At 64.9% G+C, this 15,347-nt stretch carries 15 protein-coding genes; 6 read left to right on the top strand and 9 right to left on the bottom strand.

Features of this window, described 5'->3' with window-relative positions; translation table 11 throughout:
• Positions 1–23: 23 nt before the first annotated feature.
• Genes ACZ1JV_RS25815 through ACZ1JV_RS25800 form a run of 4 tightly spaced genes read right to left on the bottom strand, consistent with a single transcriptional unit; the run spans position 24 to position 3,518 of the window.
• Positions 24–557, bottom strand: a complete 534-nt coding sequence (locus ACZ1JV_RS25815) for an N-acetyltransferase family protein (protein ID WP_465151106.1) — start codon at positions 555–557, stop codon at positions 24–26.
• A gap of 8 nt (positions 558–565) precedes the next feature.
• Positions 566–1,615, bottom strand: coding sequence for a homocysteine S-methyltransferase family protein (locus ACZ1JV_RS25810; protein ID WP_465152655.1), 1,050 nt, complete (start codon positions 1,613–1,615; stop codon positions 566–568).
• A complete protein-coding gene (gene metF / locus ACZ1JV_RS25805; protein ID WP_465151105.1) occupies positions 1,615–2,517 on the bottom strand; it encodes a methylenetetrahydrofolate reductase [NAD(P)H] in 903 nt (300 codons plus the stop codon). The genes ACZ1JV_RS25810 and metF overlap by 1 nt, the downstream gene beginning before the upstream one ends.
• Positions 2,514–3,518 carry an ArsR/SmtB family transcription factor gene (locus tag ACZ1JV_RS25800; RefSeq protein WP_465151104.1) on the bottom strand — a complete coding sequence of 335 codons (1,005 nt, stop codon included), beginning with the start codon at positions 3,516–3,518 and terminating at the stop codon, positions 2,514–2,516. The genes metF and ACZ1JV_RS25800 overlap by 4 nt, the downstream gene beginning before the upstream one ends.
• Before the next feature lie 167 nt (positions 3,519–3,685).
• On the opposite strand from ACZ1JV_RS25800, the gene ACZ1JV_RS25795 reads away from it, so the two are divergent.
• A complete protein-coding gene (locus ACZ1JV_RS25795) occupies positions 3,686–3,862 on the top strand; it encodes a hypothetical protein (protein WP_165912237.1) in 177 nt (58 codons plus the stop codon).
• A gap of 204 nt (positions 3,863–4,066) precedes the next feature.
• The gene (locus tag ACZ1JV_RS25790; protein WP_465151103.1) at positions 4,067–5,722 is read left to right on the top strand and encodes an NAD+ synthase; all 1,656 of its coding nucleotides are present in this window, start codon (positions 4,067–4,069) and stop codon (positions 5,720–5,722) included.
• Positions 5,723–5,761: 39 nt separating this feature from the next.
• Here ACZ1JV_RS25790 and ACZ1JV_RS25785 read toward each other — a convergent pair whose 3' ends face one another.
• A complete protein-coding gene (locus tag ACZ1JV_RS25785) occupies positions 5,762–7,330 on the bottom strand; it encodes a S10 family peptidase (RefSeq protein ID WP_465151102.1) in 1,569 nt (522 codons plus the stop codon).
• A 157-nt stretch (positions 7,331–7,487) separates the two neighbouring features.
• Between ACZ1JV_RS25785 and gltX the strand changes: the two genes are divergently transcribed.
• The 4 genes from gltX to ACZ1JV_RS25765 all read left to right on the top strand — a co-directional run bounded on the left by gltX (position 7,488) and on the right by ACZ1JV_RS25765 (position 12,560).
• Positions 7,488–8,819 carry a glutamate--tRNA ligase gene (gene gltX / locus ACZ1JV_RS25780; protein ID WP_465151101.1) on the top strand — a complete coding sequence of 444 codons (1,332 nt, stop codon included), beginning with the start codon at positions 7,488–7,490 and terminating at the stop codon, positions 8,817–8,819.
• 205 nt (positions 8,820–9,024) lie between these two features.
• On the top strand, positions 9,025–10,296 hold the full coding sequence (locus ACZ1JV_RS25775) for an MFS transporter (protein ID WP_465151100.1): 1,272 nt from the start codon (positions 9,025–9,027) through the stop codon (positions 10,294–10,296).
• Positions 10,297–10,409: 113 nt separating this feature from the next.
• Complete coding sequence (locus ACZ1JV_RS25770; RefSeq protein ID WP_465151099.1) at positions 10,410–11,480, top strand: VOC family protein; 1,071 nt, start codon at positions 10,410–10,412, stop codon at positions 11,478–11,480.
• 102 nt (positions 11,481–11,582) lie between these two features.
• Positions 11,583–12,560, top strand: a complete 978-nt coding sequence (locus ACZ1JV_RS25765; protein ID WP_465151098.1) for a nucleoside hydrolase — start codon at positions 11,583–11,585, stop codon at positions 12,558–12,560.
• Positions 12,561–12,566: 6 nt separating this feature from the next.
• On the opposite strand, the gene ACZ1JV_RS25760 is transcribed toward ACZ1JV_RS25765, so the two are convergent.
• The 4 genes from ACZ1JV_RS25760 to ACZ1JV_RS25745 all read right to left on the bottom strand — a co-directional run bounded on the left by ACZ1JV_RS25760 (position 12,567) and on the right by ACZ1JV_RS25745 (position 15,347).
• Positions 12,567–13,553 carry an MBL fold metallo-hydrolase gene (locus ACZ1JV_RS25760; protein WP_465151097.1) on the bottom strand — a complete coding sequence of 329 codons (987 nt, stop codon included), beginning with the start codon at positions 13,551–13,553 and terminating at the stop codon, positions 12,567–12,569.
• 63 nt (positions 13,554–13,616) lie between these two features.
• Positions 13,617–13,904 (bottom strand): antibiotic biosynthesis monooxygenase family protein, encoded by a 288-nt coding sequence (locus tag ACZ1JV_RS25755; RefSeq protein WP_465151096.1) that lies wholly within the window; start codon positions 13,902–13,904, stop codon positions 13,617–13,619.
• Positions 13,901–14,308 carry a VOC family protein gene (locus tag ACZ1JV_RS25750; RefSeq protein ID WP_465136992.1) on the bottom strand — a complete coding sequence of 136 codons (408 nt, stop codon included), beginning with the start codon at positions 14,306–14,308 and terminating at the stop codon, positions 13,901–13,903. The genes ACZ1JV_RS25755 and ACZ1JV_RS25750 overlap by 4 nt, the downstream gene beginning before the upstream one ends.
• On the bottom strand, positions 14,301–15,347 hold the full coding sequence (locus ACZ1JV_RS25745) for a Rieske 2Fe-2S domain-containing protein (RefSeq protein ID WP_465151095.1): 1,047 nt from the start codon (positions 15,345–15,347) through the stop codon (positions 14,301–14,303). The genes ACZ1JV_RS25750 and ACZ1JV_RS25745 overlap by 8 nt, the downstream gene beginning before the upstream one ends.

The raw sequence follows: 15,347 nt of genomic DNA, 5'->3' as shown, positions 1-15,347 counted from the left end.
GTTCTCTGATTATTGGGCCAGATTTACTGGGCAGCGGGCACGAGCGAGCGCGCCAGCACGAGGTCGTCATAAGTCTTGCCGCCGACGTCGAACTGGCGGGTGCCGATCTGTTCGAAGCCATGCTTGGCGTAGAAGGCGAGGGCGCGCAGATTGTCGTCCTTGACGCCCAGCAGCAGGCGCGACTGCCCTTCCGCAGCTTCCACCACGGTGCGCATCATGGTGCCCGCCATCAGCGAGCCCTGAAAGCGCGAGAGGATGTAGATGCGCTTCAGCTCGATATCGCCATCTTCGGCCTGTTCGAGTTCGGGCGCGCAGATCATCGCATAGCCCACCGGCGCATCGCCTGGCTTCACTTCGGCCAGCCATGCCTTCGCGCCCTTGGCGAAATAGGCGCGGTAGGTTTCGGCCGAATGCGCGGTGCGGCAATGTTCGATGATGCCGCCGCCGTCGACCGAACCGGCAAAGGCTTCGAGGAAAGTCGCCGCACCGATCAGCGCCAGCGCCTCGGCATCGTCGGGGCCGGCCTGACGGATGCGCCAGAGGGGAATGTCGTTCATGATCCGTGTCAGTCCGCCGGAACCGCGAAGGGTTCCAGACCGGCAAGCTTGGTCTCGGGCTTGAGGTCCGGAACATGGCGCGGAGCCATGCCGGTGACCTTCTGCGCGATGGCGCCGATATGCGCGGGGGTGGAGCCGCAGCAGCCGCCCAGCACGTTGACCTGACCCGCCACGGCCCATTCGCCGACGAAGCCCGCAGTTGTCTCGGGCATCTCGTCATAGGCGCCCAGTTCGTTGGGCAGGCCGGCGTTGGGGTAGATCATGATCAGGGTGTCGGCGATTTCCGACAGCGTCTTTACATGCGGGCGCAGCTGGGTGGCGCCGAACGAGCAGTTGAGGCCGATCGTCACCGGCTTGGCATGGCGCACCGCGTACCAGAACGCTTCGACCGTGTGGCCGGAGAGGTTGCGGCCCGAAAGGTCGGTCAGCGTCATCGACAGCATGATCGGCACTTCGCGGCCGAGATCTGCCTCAAGCTGGCGCACGGCCATGATGCCGGCCTTGGCGTTCAGGGTGTCGAACACCGTTTCGATCAGGATGAAGTCCGCGCCGCCTTCGACGAGCGCGGCCGCCTGTTCCTTGTAGACATCGACCAGCGTGTCCCAGTCGATCTCGCGGTAGCCGGGATCGTTGACGTCGGGGCTGAGCGAAAGCGTCTTGTTGGTCGGCCCGATGGCACCGGCGACGAAGCGCGGGCGCCCATCTTTCGCCTCGAACTCGTCGGCCAGCCGGCGGGCCAGCTTGGCCGATTCGACGTTGATCTCGCGCACCAGATGCTCGGCGCCGTAATCGGCCTGGCTGATGCGGTTGGCCGAGAAGGTGTTGGTTTCGGCAATATCGGCACCGGCCTCGAAATAGGCGCGATGGATCGATTCCGGCACCTCGGGCTTGGTCAGCGCGAGGATGTCGTTATTGCCCTTCTGATCGTGGCTGAGGCCGAGATCGCCGGCATAGTCAGCTTCGGAGAGCTTCCAGTTCTGGATCTCGGTACCGAAGGCGCCATCGGTGATGAGGATGCGCTTGGCCGCCTCTGTCAGAAATTTCTCACGCGCGCTCATCATGCGCTCTCCTTCGGCCGCAACCCCAGGAGCTGGCAGATCGCATAGGCCTGCTCCGCGCGGTTGAGAGTGTAGAAATGAAAATCGCGGACGCCGCCCTCGTACAGCTTGCGGCACAAGTCGGCGGCGGCAACCGCGGCGACCAGTGCGCGCGGACCGGGGCGCTCGTCAAGGCCTTCGAACATGGCTTCCAGCCAGACCGGAATCTCGGTGTTGCCGGACATGCGGCGGATCGCGGCGAAGCTGGTCACCGGCATGATACCGGGCAGGATAGGTGCGGTGATGCCGGCGGCCTGCGCCTTGTCGAGAAAGCGGAAATAGGCATCGGCCGAAAAGAAGAATTGCGTGATCGCGCGGTTGGCGCCGGCCTCGATCTTGCGTTTCAGGTTGTCCAGATCGTGCTGAGCGCTGACCGCTTCGGGATGGACTTCGGGATAGGCGGCCACCGAAATGTCGAAATCGTGGCGCGCTTTCAGGCCGGCCACCAATTCGGCGGCGCTGGCATAGCCTTCCGGATGCGGGGTGAAGACGCCGCCCTGGCTCGGCGGCGGATCGCCGCGCAGGGCGACGATGTGGCGCACGCCGGCTTCCCAGTACTGGTCGACGATCTCGTCGATCTCACCCTTGCTGGCGCCCACGCAGGTCAGATGCGCGGCGGGGACGAGATTCGTCTCGCGCACGAGACGGGCAACGGTCGAATGCGTTCGTTCACGCGTGGAGCCGCCGGCGCCGTACGTCACCGAGACGAACGAAGGGGCGAGCGGTTCCAACTGGGTGATCGCGTCCCACAGCTGTTCTTCCATCTTCTCCGTCTTGGGCGGGAAGAATTCGAAGGAGACGGAAATGTCGCCCGGCAGGCACCCGAATGCGGGGCCCTGTTCCGGTCGTTGAGCAGACGTCATGAGGTCGCGGTCTTTCTGTCGTTGGATTCGGTGTCGTTTGCGGGCGGATGAGCGTCGATCCGGCGCGCTGTCCAAATTTTAACCGTCAGCGGATCGCCCGGCAGCGTGACCGGAGCATCGGGCGCGAAGCCTGCATCTTCCAGCAGTGACGCCATCTGTTCGTCGGCGAAACCGAGGCGCGCGTGGGCGTGGCGCTCACGCAAGTCCTCACGCTCGTGCGCGGCAAGATCGACCACGGCGATTCGCCCGTCCTTGCGGGTGACGCGCGCGGCTTCGGCCAGAACCGTGGCGGGTTCCTGTGCATAGTGCAGCACCTGATGGAACATCACGGTGTCGAACGCGCCTTCCGCGAAAGGCAGCGCGGTGAAGTCGCCCTGGACCAGAGAGAGCCGTTCCGGTGGCAAAGATTGCAAGCGTGCGCGCGCGATCCGCAACATTTCCGGGCTCTTGTCCAGCGCGGTGACGTGGCTGGACTTGCCTGCCAGCAGTTCGGCGATGCGGCCGGTACCCGTGCCGACATCCAGCAGTGCACCCAGCTTGTTGCGGCCCAGCGCGGCCTGAAGCGCGGTTTCCACCGGGCCGTCGGCGCCGATCAGCTGGCGCAGCGTGTCCCACTCTTCGGCGTGGCGGGCGAAGTAGGCCTGTGCATTCGCCTCGCGCGCGTCGCGGATGGCGGCCAGCTGGCGGCGATCTTCCGCGCAGCGGGCGGCGAAGGCGGGATCGTCCCGCTCGGCCACGGCCAGCAGGCGGGCGGCGGCGGCGCCCATCGGCGGTTCGCCGGTTTCCTTTACGGCGCTGCGCAGGAACACCCAGCTGCCTTCCTTGCGGCGCGCCGCAAGCCCCGCTTCGCACAGGATTCGGATATGGCGGGATACGCGTGGCTGGCTCTGCCCCAGCACTTGCGCCAATTCACCGACAGCCAGTTCCATATGCGCCAGCAGGCGCATCATGCGCAGGCGCGTCGGCTCCGAAAGGGCCCTCAGAAGCGGGTCGATTTGCATGGAGGATCATATAAAGATATCTTTATATGTGTGCAAGCCTGAGGAATTCCGCCGCTTTTGGACCCCTTACTTCCTATTTGCGTTGCACAATCGTCTCGTCTAAAGAATGCCCCGCAGGCTTGCCTGCAAGCGTTGGCCTGTGCGCCAAACAATGCAAGGGGATTCGCATGAAGAAGATTGCTTTTGCCGCGTTCGCGTCGGCTGCCGCTCTGTCGCTCGCTGCTTGCGGTGGCACCAAGCCCGCCGCTGATGCGACTTCGGAATCGGTTGAAACCGTTCCTGAAGAAACCATGGCCGCTACCACCGACGGTGCGACCGACGCTGCTACCGCGGCTGCCGAGTAATCCGGCCGGGGGCTCGGCAATCGCCATTTCTGGCGAGGCGCCGGCCCCCAGTTGCTTTCCGCCCGAGGTTGCAAGCAACCGAAGGATAAATGGAAAGTCCGTTGTAAGACGGAAAAAGCCCTCCCCGATGGGAGGGTTTTTTATTGCCTGCAATACAGGCATCCCCTGTTGCCGAAGCGCCGGCGCAGGCGCATCAAGCCCTTGATGCCGGATACGCTCAAGATCACGCTGGCGCAGCTCAACCAGTCCGTCGGCGATCTCGACGGTAACGCCGAAGGCGTTCTGGCGGCCCGTGCGAAAGCTCGGGACGCGGACCTCGTGGTCTTCCCCGAGCTGCATCTGGTGGGTTATCCACCGGAAGATTTGATCCTCAAACCCGCGCTGATCGAACGCGCGGCGGCCCGCCTGCAGACGCTGGCCGAAGCCACTGCGGCGGACGGCCCGGCGATGCTGGTCGGCTCCGCGTTCGTGCTCGATGGTGCACTGCACAACGGTGTGGCCCTGCTCGATCAGGGGCGAGTCATGGCGGTGCGGCTGAAGCACGAACTGCCCAATTACGGCACTTTCGACGAGATGCGGTTGTTCCAGCCCGGCCCGCTGCCGGAGCCGGTGATTCTGCGCGGCACCCTGATCGGCGTGCCGATCTGCGAGGATATCTGGCGCCCGGAGGTCTGCCGCCATCTGGCCGACTTCGGCGCCGAGATGTTCATCTGCATCAACGGCAGCCCCTATGAGATCAACAAGGACGCGCTGCGCATCGAAGGCGTGGCCAAGCGCCGCGCGGTCGATACCGGATTGCCGCTGGCCTACCTCAACCGCGTCGGCGGGCAGGACGAACTGGTGTTCGACGGTGCCAGCTTCGTAGTGAACGGCGATGGCGCGCTGGCGGTGCAGCTTGCGGACTGGGAGGAGCAGGTCGTCGAGACGCGCTGGACCCGTACTGCGCAGGGCTGGCGCTGCGATCGCGGCAAGCTGGAGACCTTGGCGACGCACCCGGAGGATATCTATTGCGCCATGGTGCTGGCGCTGCGCGACTATGTGAACCGCAATGGCTTTCCCGGCGTCGTGCTGGGCCTGTCTGGCGGAATCGATTCGGCGACATGCGCGGCGATCGCTGTCGATGCGCTAGGGCCGAAAAGGGTTTGGGGGGTAATGATGCCCTCCCGCTTCACCAGCCGGCAGAGCCTGGACGATGCTGCCGACTGCGCCGATGCGCTGGGCATCCGCTACTCGGTCCTGCCGATCGGTGAGGCGATCGCTGGCTTCGATTCGATGCTGGGCGAGAGTTTCGAGGGCACCAACCGCGACATTGCCGAGGAAAATCTCCAGTCCCGCATTCGCGGCACCGCGTTGATGGCGCTGTCCAACAAGTTCGGGCCGATGCTGATGACCACCGGCAACAAGAGCGAGATGAGCGTCGGCTATGCGACGATCTATGGCGACATGGCGGGGGGCTACAATCCGCTGAAAGATGCCTACAAGTCGACCGTCTTCGCGATTGCCGGCTGGCGCAATCGCCATGTTCCGCGAATCGGGCTGGGGCCGGAGGGTGTCGTGATTCCCGATTCGACCCTCTCACGCGAACCCAGCGCGGAATTGCGCGCCGACCAGCGCGATTCGGACAGCCTGCCGCCCTACGATGTGCTGGATCCCATCCTGCTGGGGCTTGTCGAAAACGACAAGAGCGTGGCGCAGCTGGTCCACGAGGGGTTCGATCGCGCCACTGTCCGGCACGTGGAGCGGCTGCTGCATCTTGCCGAATACAAGCGGCGGCAAGCGTCTCCCGGGGTCAAGCTGACGGCGCGCAACTTCGGGCGCGATCGCCGTTATCCGATCTCCCACGCCTTTCGCAGCGGATAACGAATGGGGCGGCGCATTTGCTGCGCCGCCCCGTCATTCTCAGCGCGCGCCTTCTGCGTAGAAGCGCTGCATGTCGAGCCGCATCTGGTGGAGCGCCTCGGGGTTCAGATAGACCATGTGGCCTGCCGGATAATAGTGGAACTGCAGGTTCTGCTGCAGCGACGCCGGCAGCATCATGTGCTTCAGGTCCCGCTCGGTGGAGAAGAACGGCGTCGCCATGTCGTAGTAGCCGTTGAGCGACAGCACCCGCAGGTGCGGATTGGTGCGCATCGCGCTCGACAGGTCCACCGTCACGTCGGCGACGTTCTGGTGGCGGCCATAGCCCGAAGCGGGGCTTTCGTGCGACCAGTCCCACTTGAACGTGCCGCCCTCGCTGGCGCTCAGGCGATAGTCGAGGTCGGTCTTGTAGCCCAGCTTGTTCCCCAGCATGTCGAGGAAGCTGCCGATGTAGAGGCCGCTGATCGCCGTGTCGGATGCATCGAACTCCGGCCCTTCGCCGGCCGAATCGGCATCGACGCCGAGGTAGCGGCCGTCGAAGCGGCCCACCGTCTCCCGCTCGCCGCGCAGCAGTTCCTTGCGGAAGCGATTGAGGTCGATCCGCAGGTTGGCCTGCTTGATGTAATCCACCGAGATGCCGGTGAAGCGGCTGAGCTGCTGAGCCACCGCATCAAGCTCGGCCGGCGGAATGTCCTGCCCCTTGGCCAGCGCGCTGGCATAGGCGCCGTTGGCGAACTGGCGGGCCTGCGCGACGAATTCCTCCACCGTGGCAGGGCGGTCGGCAACGCGGTTGTGATACCAGGCGACGGCGGCATAAGTCGGCAGGTAGCCGACATAGACATTGTCGAAGCCCGACTGGCGCACGCCGTAGTTCATGATCGAGGACAGCAGGACCACGCCGTTCAGCGCCATGCCGCGATCCTCCAGCTGATAGGCCAGCGCGCCGGAGCGGGTGGTGCCATAGCTTTCGCCGAAGATGTACTTGGGATCGCCCCAGCGGCCGTTCTTCGAAACGTAGCGGAAAATCGCCTTGGCAAAGGCATCGACGTCCTGATCGACGCCGTAGAAATCGGCCGGCTTGGCATCGCCCAGCGGGCGCGAGTAACCGGCGCCGACCGCATCGATGAACACCATGTCGGTGCTGCCGATCAGGCTGTCCGGATTGGGGCCGACATCGTACGGCGCGGGGGCGACGGCGGTGGGATCAGTGGTGCGTACGCGCTCCGGTCCGAAGCTGCCCATGCGCAGCCACAGGCTCGCCGATCCCGGGCCGCCATTGTAGAAGAAGGTCAGCGGGCGGTGCTTACCCGGCGCGGTATAGGCGGTGTAGAACAGGCTGGCGGTCGGCTTGCCCTGCGCATCGCGGATGGTCAGCGTGCCGGCAGTGGCGGTGTAGGAAATCGACTTGCCATCGACCGTGACCGAACCGCTGGAGGTCTTGGCCGCTTCCTCGACCGGGGCGCTGGCCCAGCCGTTGGCGACGGCTTCGGCAGCCTTCGCGGCGTGCTGCTTTTCGGCGCTGGGCTCATCGGTCTTCTCGGCAGCGATCACGGGCTGTGAAAGCGCCAGTGAGAGGAGGGAGGCGAAAGCCAGCTTTGCGGGGAGCCGCATGGACATTCCTTTGTTTTCAGTGAGTGCGAACCGGGGCGCATTGGTAATGCATCAGGGCTGTCGGGCAAGGGGATATGTTATACATTTCTGGCAGCGATTTTCGTCGCTCGTTGCCTGGAAATTGACCTCTCGCCACGCGCGCCGTAATCGCGCGGGCATGACCGTCACGCGCTTCGCTCCTTCGCCCACCGGGCACCTTCACGTCGGCAATATCCGCACGGCGCTGCACAACTGGCTGCTGGCCAAGCAGGCGGGCGGCAAGTTCCTGCTGCGGATCGACGATACCGATGCCGCGCGCTCGAAAGAGGAATATGTCGATGGTATCCGCGCCGATCTGTCCTGGCTCGGCATCGAGTGGGCGGGCGAGGAGCGCCAGTCGGCCCGCTTTGCACTCTATGAGCGCGAGTTCGAGCGACTGAAGGCCGCCGGCCGTGTCTATCCCTGCTGGGAAACGCCGCAGGAACTGGAACTGAAGCGCAAGGTGCTGCTGGGGCGCGGGCTGCCGCCGATCTACGATCGCGGCGCGCTGAAGCTGACCGAGGAAGAAAAGGCCGCAAAGATCGCCGCCGGCGAGCTGCCGCACTGGCGCTTCCTGCTTGACCATGATGAGCCGATCACCTGGGAAGACGGCATTCGCGGCGCCCAGAAGTTTGATCCGGCGCAGATCAGCGATCCCGTGATCCGCCGCGCCGACGGTTCGTGGCTCTATATGCTGCCCTCGGCGATCGACGATGTGGACATGGGCGTCACGCAGATTCTGCGCGGCGAGGACCATGTTTCCAACACCGCCGCACAAGTCCAGATGTTCACCGCGCTGGGCGCGTCGGTTCCGGCTTTCGCGCATGAGGCGCTGCTGGTCGGCACCGAGGGCAAGCTGTCCAAGCGCCTCGGCTCCCTGGGCGTCGCGCATTTCCGCGAGGTGGGTATCGAGCCGCAGGCGGTCGTCGCGCTGCTTGGCCGATTGGGGACGAGCGATCCGGTCGATCCTGCACTGGACGCTGCGGCGCTGGCGACAGCCTTCGATCTTTCGCATTTCGGCCGCGCGCCCGCCCGTTTCGACGAGGCGGAACTGGAGCGTGTCAACGCTGCCGTGGTTCATGCCCTGCCGTTCGATGCCGTGTCCGCGCGCCTGCCGGCGGGCATGGATGCGGCGGGCTGGGAAGCCGTGCGCCCCAATCTCGCCCATGTTCACGAAGCGGCGGACTGGTGGAGCGTCGTCACCGGGCCGGTCGCGGTGCCGGAGCTTGGCGATGAAGACCGCGCCTATCTGGCGCAGGCGGCCGATGTGCTGGCCGGTGTCGAATGGGATCAGGGGGTCTGGAAAACGCTGACCGGCGCGCTGAAGGATGCGACCGGACGCAAGGGCAAGGCGCTGTTCCTGCCGCTGCGTCTGGCGCTGACAGCGATGGAGCACGGACCGGACATGGGCGCGCTGCTGCCGCTGATCGGGCGCGATGCCGCGCTGGAGCGCCTGTGCGCGGCGGGATAAGGCTCCATTCCTCCGAAAAATGCGCATTCGGCGGGTGTACTTGGGCATCAATTGCCAATTTCATTTGCTTACGGCATTTTCCGAGTCGTCAGGCGATTTCGCCTGACTAGAAAATGCTCTAGGTCCTCGCCGAATCGCAATTTTCGAAAAGGGCAGGGCAAGTGACGGCAGATCAGGGTACTCGCGCAGGCAGGAGCGCGGGCCGGTGAACGAATACCGTCGCAATGCGCGCATCCTGACCGCCAGCCTCGTCGGCACCGCGGTCGAGTTTTACGACTTCTACGTCTACGCTACCGCCGCCGCGCTGGTGTTCGGGCCTCTGTTCTTCCCCTCGCACTCGGCATCGATCCAGCAGCTTGCCGCCTATGCCAGCTTCGGCGTGGCCTTCGTTGCCCGGCCGGTGGGCGCGACGCTGTTCGGCCATTTCGGGGACCGGATCGGCCGCAAGTCCACGCTGGTCGCCTCGCTGTTGCTGATGGGCGGCGCGACGGTCGCCATCGGTCTGCTGCCGACATACGAGAGCGTGGGCTGGATCGCGCCGTTCCTGCTCTGCCTGATGCGCTTCGCACAGGGCCTTGGCCTGGGCGGTGAGTGGGGCGGCGCGGCGCTGCTGGCGGTGGAGAACGCCCCGCCCGGCTGGCGCGCGCGCTTCGGCATGTTCCCGCAATTGGGCGCCCCGGTGGGCTTCATCGCCGCGAACGGGCTGTTCCTCGTACTCAGCATGACCTTGTCCGAAAGCGATTTCGTGCACTGGGGCTGGCGCATCCCGTTCCTGCTGAGTTCGGTGCTGGTCGGCCTGGGCCTGTGGATCCGCTTCCGCCTGACCGAGACGCCCTCCTTCGCGGCCATGCATGGCGAGCATCCGAAATCGATTCCGATCGTCGAACTGTTCCGCACGCATCTGCGCCAGACCCTGGCGGGCACCTTCGCGGTCGTCGCCTGCTTCGCGATCTATTACCTCACCACCGCTTTCGCGCTGGGCTACGGCACCAAGGAACTGGGCTACGACCGGCAGGCGTTCCTGGGCGTCCAGCTTTTCGCGATCCTGTTCATGGCGGTGGGTATCGTGCTGGCCGGCTATGCGGCGGACCGCTGGACCTCGCGCGGGGTATTGATCGCCGGCAGCGCGGGCGCCATCGTCGTCGGCCTGCTGATGGGGCCGATGTTCGCGGCCGGATCGCTGGTCGCCATCGCGGCGTTTCTTTCGCTCGGCCTGTTCACGATGGGATTCGTCTACGGCCCGCTCGCCTCGCTACTGCCTCAGCTGTTCGATGCGCGGGTGCGCTACACGGGATCGTCGATCGCGTTCAACGTCGGCGGCATTCTAGGCGGCGGTTTCGCACCGGCAGTAGCGCAGGGGCTGGTGGACAAGGGTGGGGTGCTGTTCGTCGGCCTCTACATCTCGGTCGCCGCCGTGCTCAGCCTTGTCGGCCTGTTGTGGGTGCCGCGCCATACCGAGGCGTCCTTCGCGGGGTAATCATCGGCTCCCAATTCGGCGCGCTCGATAGCTGCGATCCGATTCCATGCGTTTTTCCTGGCCCCGGGCACCGGTCATAACCAAGCTCTGGGATAGTCAGGATAGAGACAAGCATGAGCATTCTGGGAGTTGAGAGCGTCCTGTTCGGCGTGGCCGATGTGGCCGAGCACACACGGTTCTGGACCGACTTCGGCCTGCCGGTGGAAAGCGTGGGAGAGGATGAGGCGGTATTCCGCCTTGCCTCGGGCAGCAGGGTGATCGTGCTGCGGCACGGCGATGCCCGCCTACCCAGCCCCGATCCGTTCCCCGGAGACGGGCTGAAGGAAACCGTCTGGGGCGTCGATACCGCAGAGAATCTGGAAACAATCGCAGCCAGCCTTGCCGGCGAAGTCCCCGTGATGCGCGATGGGGATGGCACCGTTCATGCCGTCTGCCCCGATGGCCAGCCGGTCGCGCTGCGCGTGTGGAACAAGCGGGCGTTCCACTCGAAAGCCAGTCCGGTCAACACGCCCAGCAGCTATCCCCGCTTCAACCAGCACCGCATCTGGCGGCGCAAGGCGGTGCCCAAGACGATCAACCACGTGGTGTTCTTCTCACCCGACTATGTCGGCAGCTTCGAATTCTACGAACGCCATTTCGGTTTCCGCTATGTCGATCACTCGAAGGGTGTGGGCGTGTTCGCGCGGGCGGGTGGGACGTTCGAGCATCACTCGATCTTCTGGGTGAACTGCGACCTTCCCATCGCGCCGGACCACTTCAAGTTCATGCACATCGCCTTCGGCATGGACGATATCGACGAAGTGATGCTGGGGGCGAACATCATGGAAGCGAAAGGCTGGAAGAACGAGAGCATGAACAGTTCGGGCGGCATTTCCCGCCACCGTATTTCCAGCGCGATCTATTACTACTGCGACATGCCGGGCCATGCGGGCGAGGCGGAATATCACGCCGATACCGACTATCTGGACGACAACTGGGTGCCACGCGCCTGGGATTTCCGCTTCGGATCGCTGCTCTGGTCGAACAATGCCCCGCCGATCTTCCGGGGCGATAACATCCCTTGGGACATGACCTTCGATGCCGATCGCGCCAGCTTCGCGCCGCATCGCAAGCAGAAGCCTGGCAAGCAGCCAGCCGAGGGCAAGCTGAACGAACTGACCGAGGATGACGAGCACGCGATCTGACGAAAGTGGCTCGAAAAAACCAAAGGATGCGGCCGGCGCGCGACTTGCACGCCGGCCGCAGCCGTATAAATTGGAATCATAATTCTTGAATGGGAGGGGCTGGTGCATTCACGCCGGAATTTCGTGGCGTCCTGCGGGGCGGTTTTGGGTAGTGCCATGCTGCCGGGCGCCGCACGCGCGGCGGCCTATCGGCAGATTCCGCAGCGGCCATCGGCGCGGGTCATTATCGACAATGACTTCGCGGGCGATCCGGATGGGCTGATCGCACTGGCGCATCAGTTGCTGACGCCGAAGACGCGCACCGTGCTGGTCACTTCCTCCGCGCTCGATCCCAGGCTGCTGGGCAATGTGCCGGCCGGAACCACGGCGGCAGCCGGGCGCGCGACGGCGGAGGAGCTGATCCGCCGCGCCGAGATCGCCTCGATACCTCCCGTGAAGGCGGGATCGGAAGTGCTGGGCGCCGCCCGGCCCGAAGCGAGCGACGCAGCCCGCGCCATCGTGGCCGAGGCGATGCGCGACGATCCGCTGCCGCTCTATTTCACCTGCGGCGGCCCGCTTACCAATCTGGCGGCGGCGCTGCGGCTGGAACCGAAGATCGCTGAGCGCATGACGGTGATTTGGATCGGCGGCGGCGCCTATCCGGCGGGCGGCTGGGAATACAATCTTTCCGCCGATATTCCTGCCGCGCAGATCGTCATCGAGCAGTCGAAAGTGCCGCTCTGGCAGATACCGCAGGATGCCTATCGCCAGATGCAGTTCTCGGTCGCCGAACTGGCCGAGCAGTTGCGCCCGATCTCGCCCTTTGGGGAATGGCTCTACGATCGTTTCACGACGCCGCCCGCGTTCGTCGACGTGGGCGGAAGCTGGCCGCTGGGTGACAGCCCGACCGTGCTGCTCGGCGCGATTTCGCAGGAGAGCAGCACGCATGTCGATCTTCCCGCCCCGCGCATCAAACCCGATTGCACGTATGGTGAGGAGATTGCGGGACGGACCTTGCGCGTATTCCGAACGCTCGACGCGCGGTTGACCTTCGGGGATTTCTTCGCGCTCATGCGCCTCCACGCGCGGGGCGAGGTCTAAGCCACTCTAAGCGAAATCGGCCCGTTCGCCCGGTAGCAGCGGGACGAACGCGGCCGGATCGATCCCGCGTTCCGCGAGTCCCGCGCGCAAGCGCAGGGCCGGGTCTTCCCTTGGTTCGTCGGTCAGCTTGAAGGTACCCCAGTGCATGCCCACGGCGGCACGGGCGCCAAGATCCTGCATGATCTGAATCGCCTCTTCCGGATCGGTATGCTGCGCCGCCATGAACCAACGCGGATCGTAGGCACCGATCGGCAGCAGGGCGAGATCGGGCGGCCCGAACTCTTCGCGCAGGCGCCGGAAGATGTTTCCGGTGCCATATCCGGTATCACCCGCGAAATAGACCAGTCGCCCCGCAGTGCGCAGCATGAATCCGCCCCAGAGCGCCATTCGGCGGTCGCCCGGCCCGCGAGAGGACCAGTGCAGAGCGGGAACGATGTGCGCGCGTGCATCGGGCGCGATCTCGAAGGCGTCGCCCCAGTCGCCCGCCACAACCCGTGCCTTGGGAATGTAGCGCAGGATAATGCGGTCGTTGCCCAGCGGCGTGATGATCAGCGGTGCGTGCCGCGCATGGAGCGTCTTGAGCGTGGCCACGTCGAGATGGTCGTAATGATTGTGCGAGAGCAGGATCGCATCGATCGGCGGCAGGTCCTTGATGCGGACACCCGGTGCGGTCACCCGCTTCGGCCCGGCGAACTGCACCGGACTGGCCCGGGTAGACCAGACCGGATCGGTAAGAATGTTCAGCCCGCCCACCTGGATGAGCAGCGTGGCATGGCCGACCATGGTGACGCGCAGCCCCTCCACCCGGTCTTCGGGAACGACCGGGGTAACGGGCACGGCTTTGGGCCACTGCGTGGACGGGGCGGTGCGCCGCCACCTCAGGATATCGCGCAGGGAGCGGTCGGTTTCCGGCTCGCCCGCAGGATTGAGAAAGCGCGTCCCGTCAAAGTGATCGGTGACGGGACCGGCATAGTAACGATTTCGATCTGGCAATGGGGGCGACCTCCGCATGCCATGTAGGATCGGCATGGGAAGGTAACGAGCCCCGCAAGCCAATTAAATCAACGCAAAATGCTCGACCGATGGGGTCTCCACGAAAAACGGGCTCGCCAGCGCGCGCCAGGCCTGAAAGCCCTCGGACTCCCGGAAATCGACCATGTGGGCCTCCACGCTCTCCCAGCCGACGACGAGGTGATAGCGTTCGGGGGTCTCGATCGAGCGATGCAGCGCGAAGGAAACGAAGCCCTTGGCCGTTTCGAAATGAGGGCGGGCCTGTGCGACTGCGGCCTCGAAGGTGGCGGCGCGCGCCGGGTCTATGGTGAGCGTGGCCACTTCGTGGATCACAGGTTGGGCTCCTCGACGAATTCGATCAGATTGCCCGCGCAGTCGCGGATGAAGCAGCCCTTGCCGAACGCCTCGCGCACGACGAAGGCCACGTCCGCCTGCTTCTCCTCCATCTCCGTCAGGAAGGCTTCGAGGTCTTCCACCCGGAAGGCGACGTGCTTGTTGCCGTGGGTCTTGAGATCGCGCGGCGGGAAGCGGCGGTCTTCGGGGAGGGCGGCGGCGCCTTCCACCTCGAAGATCTCGAACCGCAGCGGTCCTTTGCGAACCATGGCGGTGTGGGATTTGGCAGCCTCGATATAGAACTTCTTCTCGACCTCGAAGCCCAGCACGCGGCCGTACCAGTCGATCGCCTCGTCAAGGCTGGGGACGGAGACGCCGCCGTGGTGGAAGGTGAATTCAGCCATGGTTCTGCTCTCGTGAAATGTCCTGCTCTTGGGAAATGAACCGCTCCAGCAGACGCCGCGCGCGCGTGCCCCCCTGGTCGATGCCGAGTGAGAGAGGTTTTTCGCCCCAGAAATCGCGGCCTTTCACATTGGCATAGGCCGCCTCGATCATTGGTTTGTCCTCCAGGTCGAAAGCTTCTCCGAACAGCGCCCTGAGCGCGGTGTCCGTCTCTTCGGAATCGAGATCGTCGTAGCGGGTGGAGGACCAGAAATAGTGGGTCTCATGCTCGCTGGCAGGTGTCAGAATATGCGCCTGCGGCACTTCGAAGCCGCTTTCACGCCCTGAATCGTGCGGGCAGACGCCAACGGTCAGGCGCATCGCGGCCGGCGCGTTCCAGCGCATGTCCAGCCAGTGATCGACTTTGGCGTCGGCCGGGAAATGCGGTCGTGCGACGGAGGGCGGCGGGATATCGGGCATCCACCAGTTGGAGTGCAGCGTCCGATCCTCGATCTCTACCGCGTGCTGTCCGGCGAAGATCACACCTTGTCCGGCAAACGTGCCCTTGTGGACGAACTCGATGTGCGAGAGGTCCAGCAGGTTGTCGGTGCCGTACTCGTAATTCGCCTTCATCAGCGTGTAGCCGCGCACGGTGCGGCTATGCGGAGTGTCCGGTACGAAGGAAAAGTCGGGGATCAGCGCGGGGTCGGCCTGGTCCTGCGCGCCGCCCCAGAGCCAGACGATGCCGTCTCGCTCGGCAACGACGAAGGCCGGGATCGTCGATCCGGCGGGGATGCGATCGGCAAAGGGATTGCGAATGCAGTGCCCGTCCGGCGCGAAGGCCAAGCCGTGGTAGCCGCAGACCACCGCGTCGCCATCGCGTGAGCCCTTGGACAGCGGCGCGAAGCGGTGCGGGCAGCGATCGAGCAGGGCAGCAAGCGAGCCGTCCTCCAGCCGGTAAAGATAGACTGGCCGATCGAGGATGCGACGGGACAGGCCCGCCGAACCCACTTCGTCGGACCAGCCGGCCATGTACCAGCAATTGCGCAAATACCTTTCCAT

This window comes from Novosphingobium sp. BL-S-19 (assembly GCF_055521675.1).
This window is presented reverse-complemented; position numbering and strand designations above follow the sequence as displayed.

Excerpts from the sequence above, each read along its gene's own strand:
- ACZ1JV_RS25815 (WP_465151106.1), bottom strand. The coding sequence starts at position 557 with ATGAACGACATTCCCCTCTGGCGCATCCGTCAGGCCGGCCCCGACGAT.
- ACZ1JV_RS25810 (WP_465152655.1), bottom strand. The coding sequence starts at position 1,615 with ATGAGCGCGCGTGAGAAATTTCTGACAGAGGCGGCCAAGCGCATCCTC.
- metF (WP_465151105.1), bottom strand. The coding sequence starts at position 2,517 with ATGACGTCTGCTCAACGACCGGAACAGGGCCCCGCATTCGGGTGCCTG.
- ACZ1JV_RS25800 (WP_465151104.1), bottom strand. The coding sequence starts at position 3,518 with ATGCAAATCGACCCGCTTCTGAGGGCCCTTTCGGAGCCGACGCGCCTG.
- ACZ1JV_RS25795 (WP_165912237.1), top strand. The coding sequence starts at position 3,686 with ATGAAGAAGATTGCTTTTGCCGCGTTCGCGTCGGCTGCCGCTCTGTCG.
- ACZ1JV_RS25790 (WP_465151103.1), top strand. The coding sequence starts at position 4,067 with ATGCCGGATACGCTCAAGATCACGCTGGCGCAGCTCAACCAGTCCGTC.
- ACZ1JV_RS25785 (WP_465151102.1), bottom strand. The coding sequence starts at position 7,330 with ATGCGGCTCCCCGCAAAGCTGGCTTTCGCCTCCCTCCTCTCACTGGCG.
- gltX (WP_465151101.1), top strand. The coding sequence starts at position 7,488 with ATGACCGTCACGCGCTTCGCTCCTTCGCCCACCGGGCACCTTCACGTC.
- ACZ1JV_RS25770 (WP_465151099.1), top strand. The coding sequence starts at position 10,410 with ATGAGCATTCTGGGAGTTGAGAGCGTCCTGTTCGGCGTGGCCGATGTG.
- ACZ1JV_RS25750 (WP_465136992.1), bottom strand. The coding sequence starts at position 14,308 with ATGGCTGAATTCACCTTCCACCACGGCGGCGTCTCCGTCCCCAGCCTT.
- ACZ1JV_RS25745 (WP_465151095.1), bottom strand. The coding sequence starts at position 15,347 with ATGGAAAGGTATTTGCGCAATTGCTGGTACATGGCCGGCTGGTCCGAC.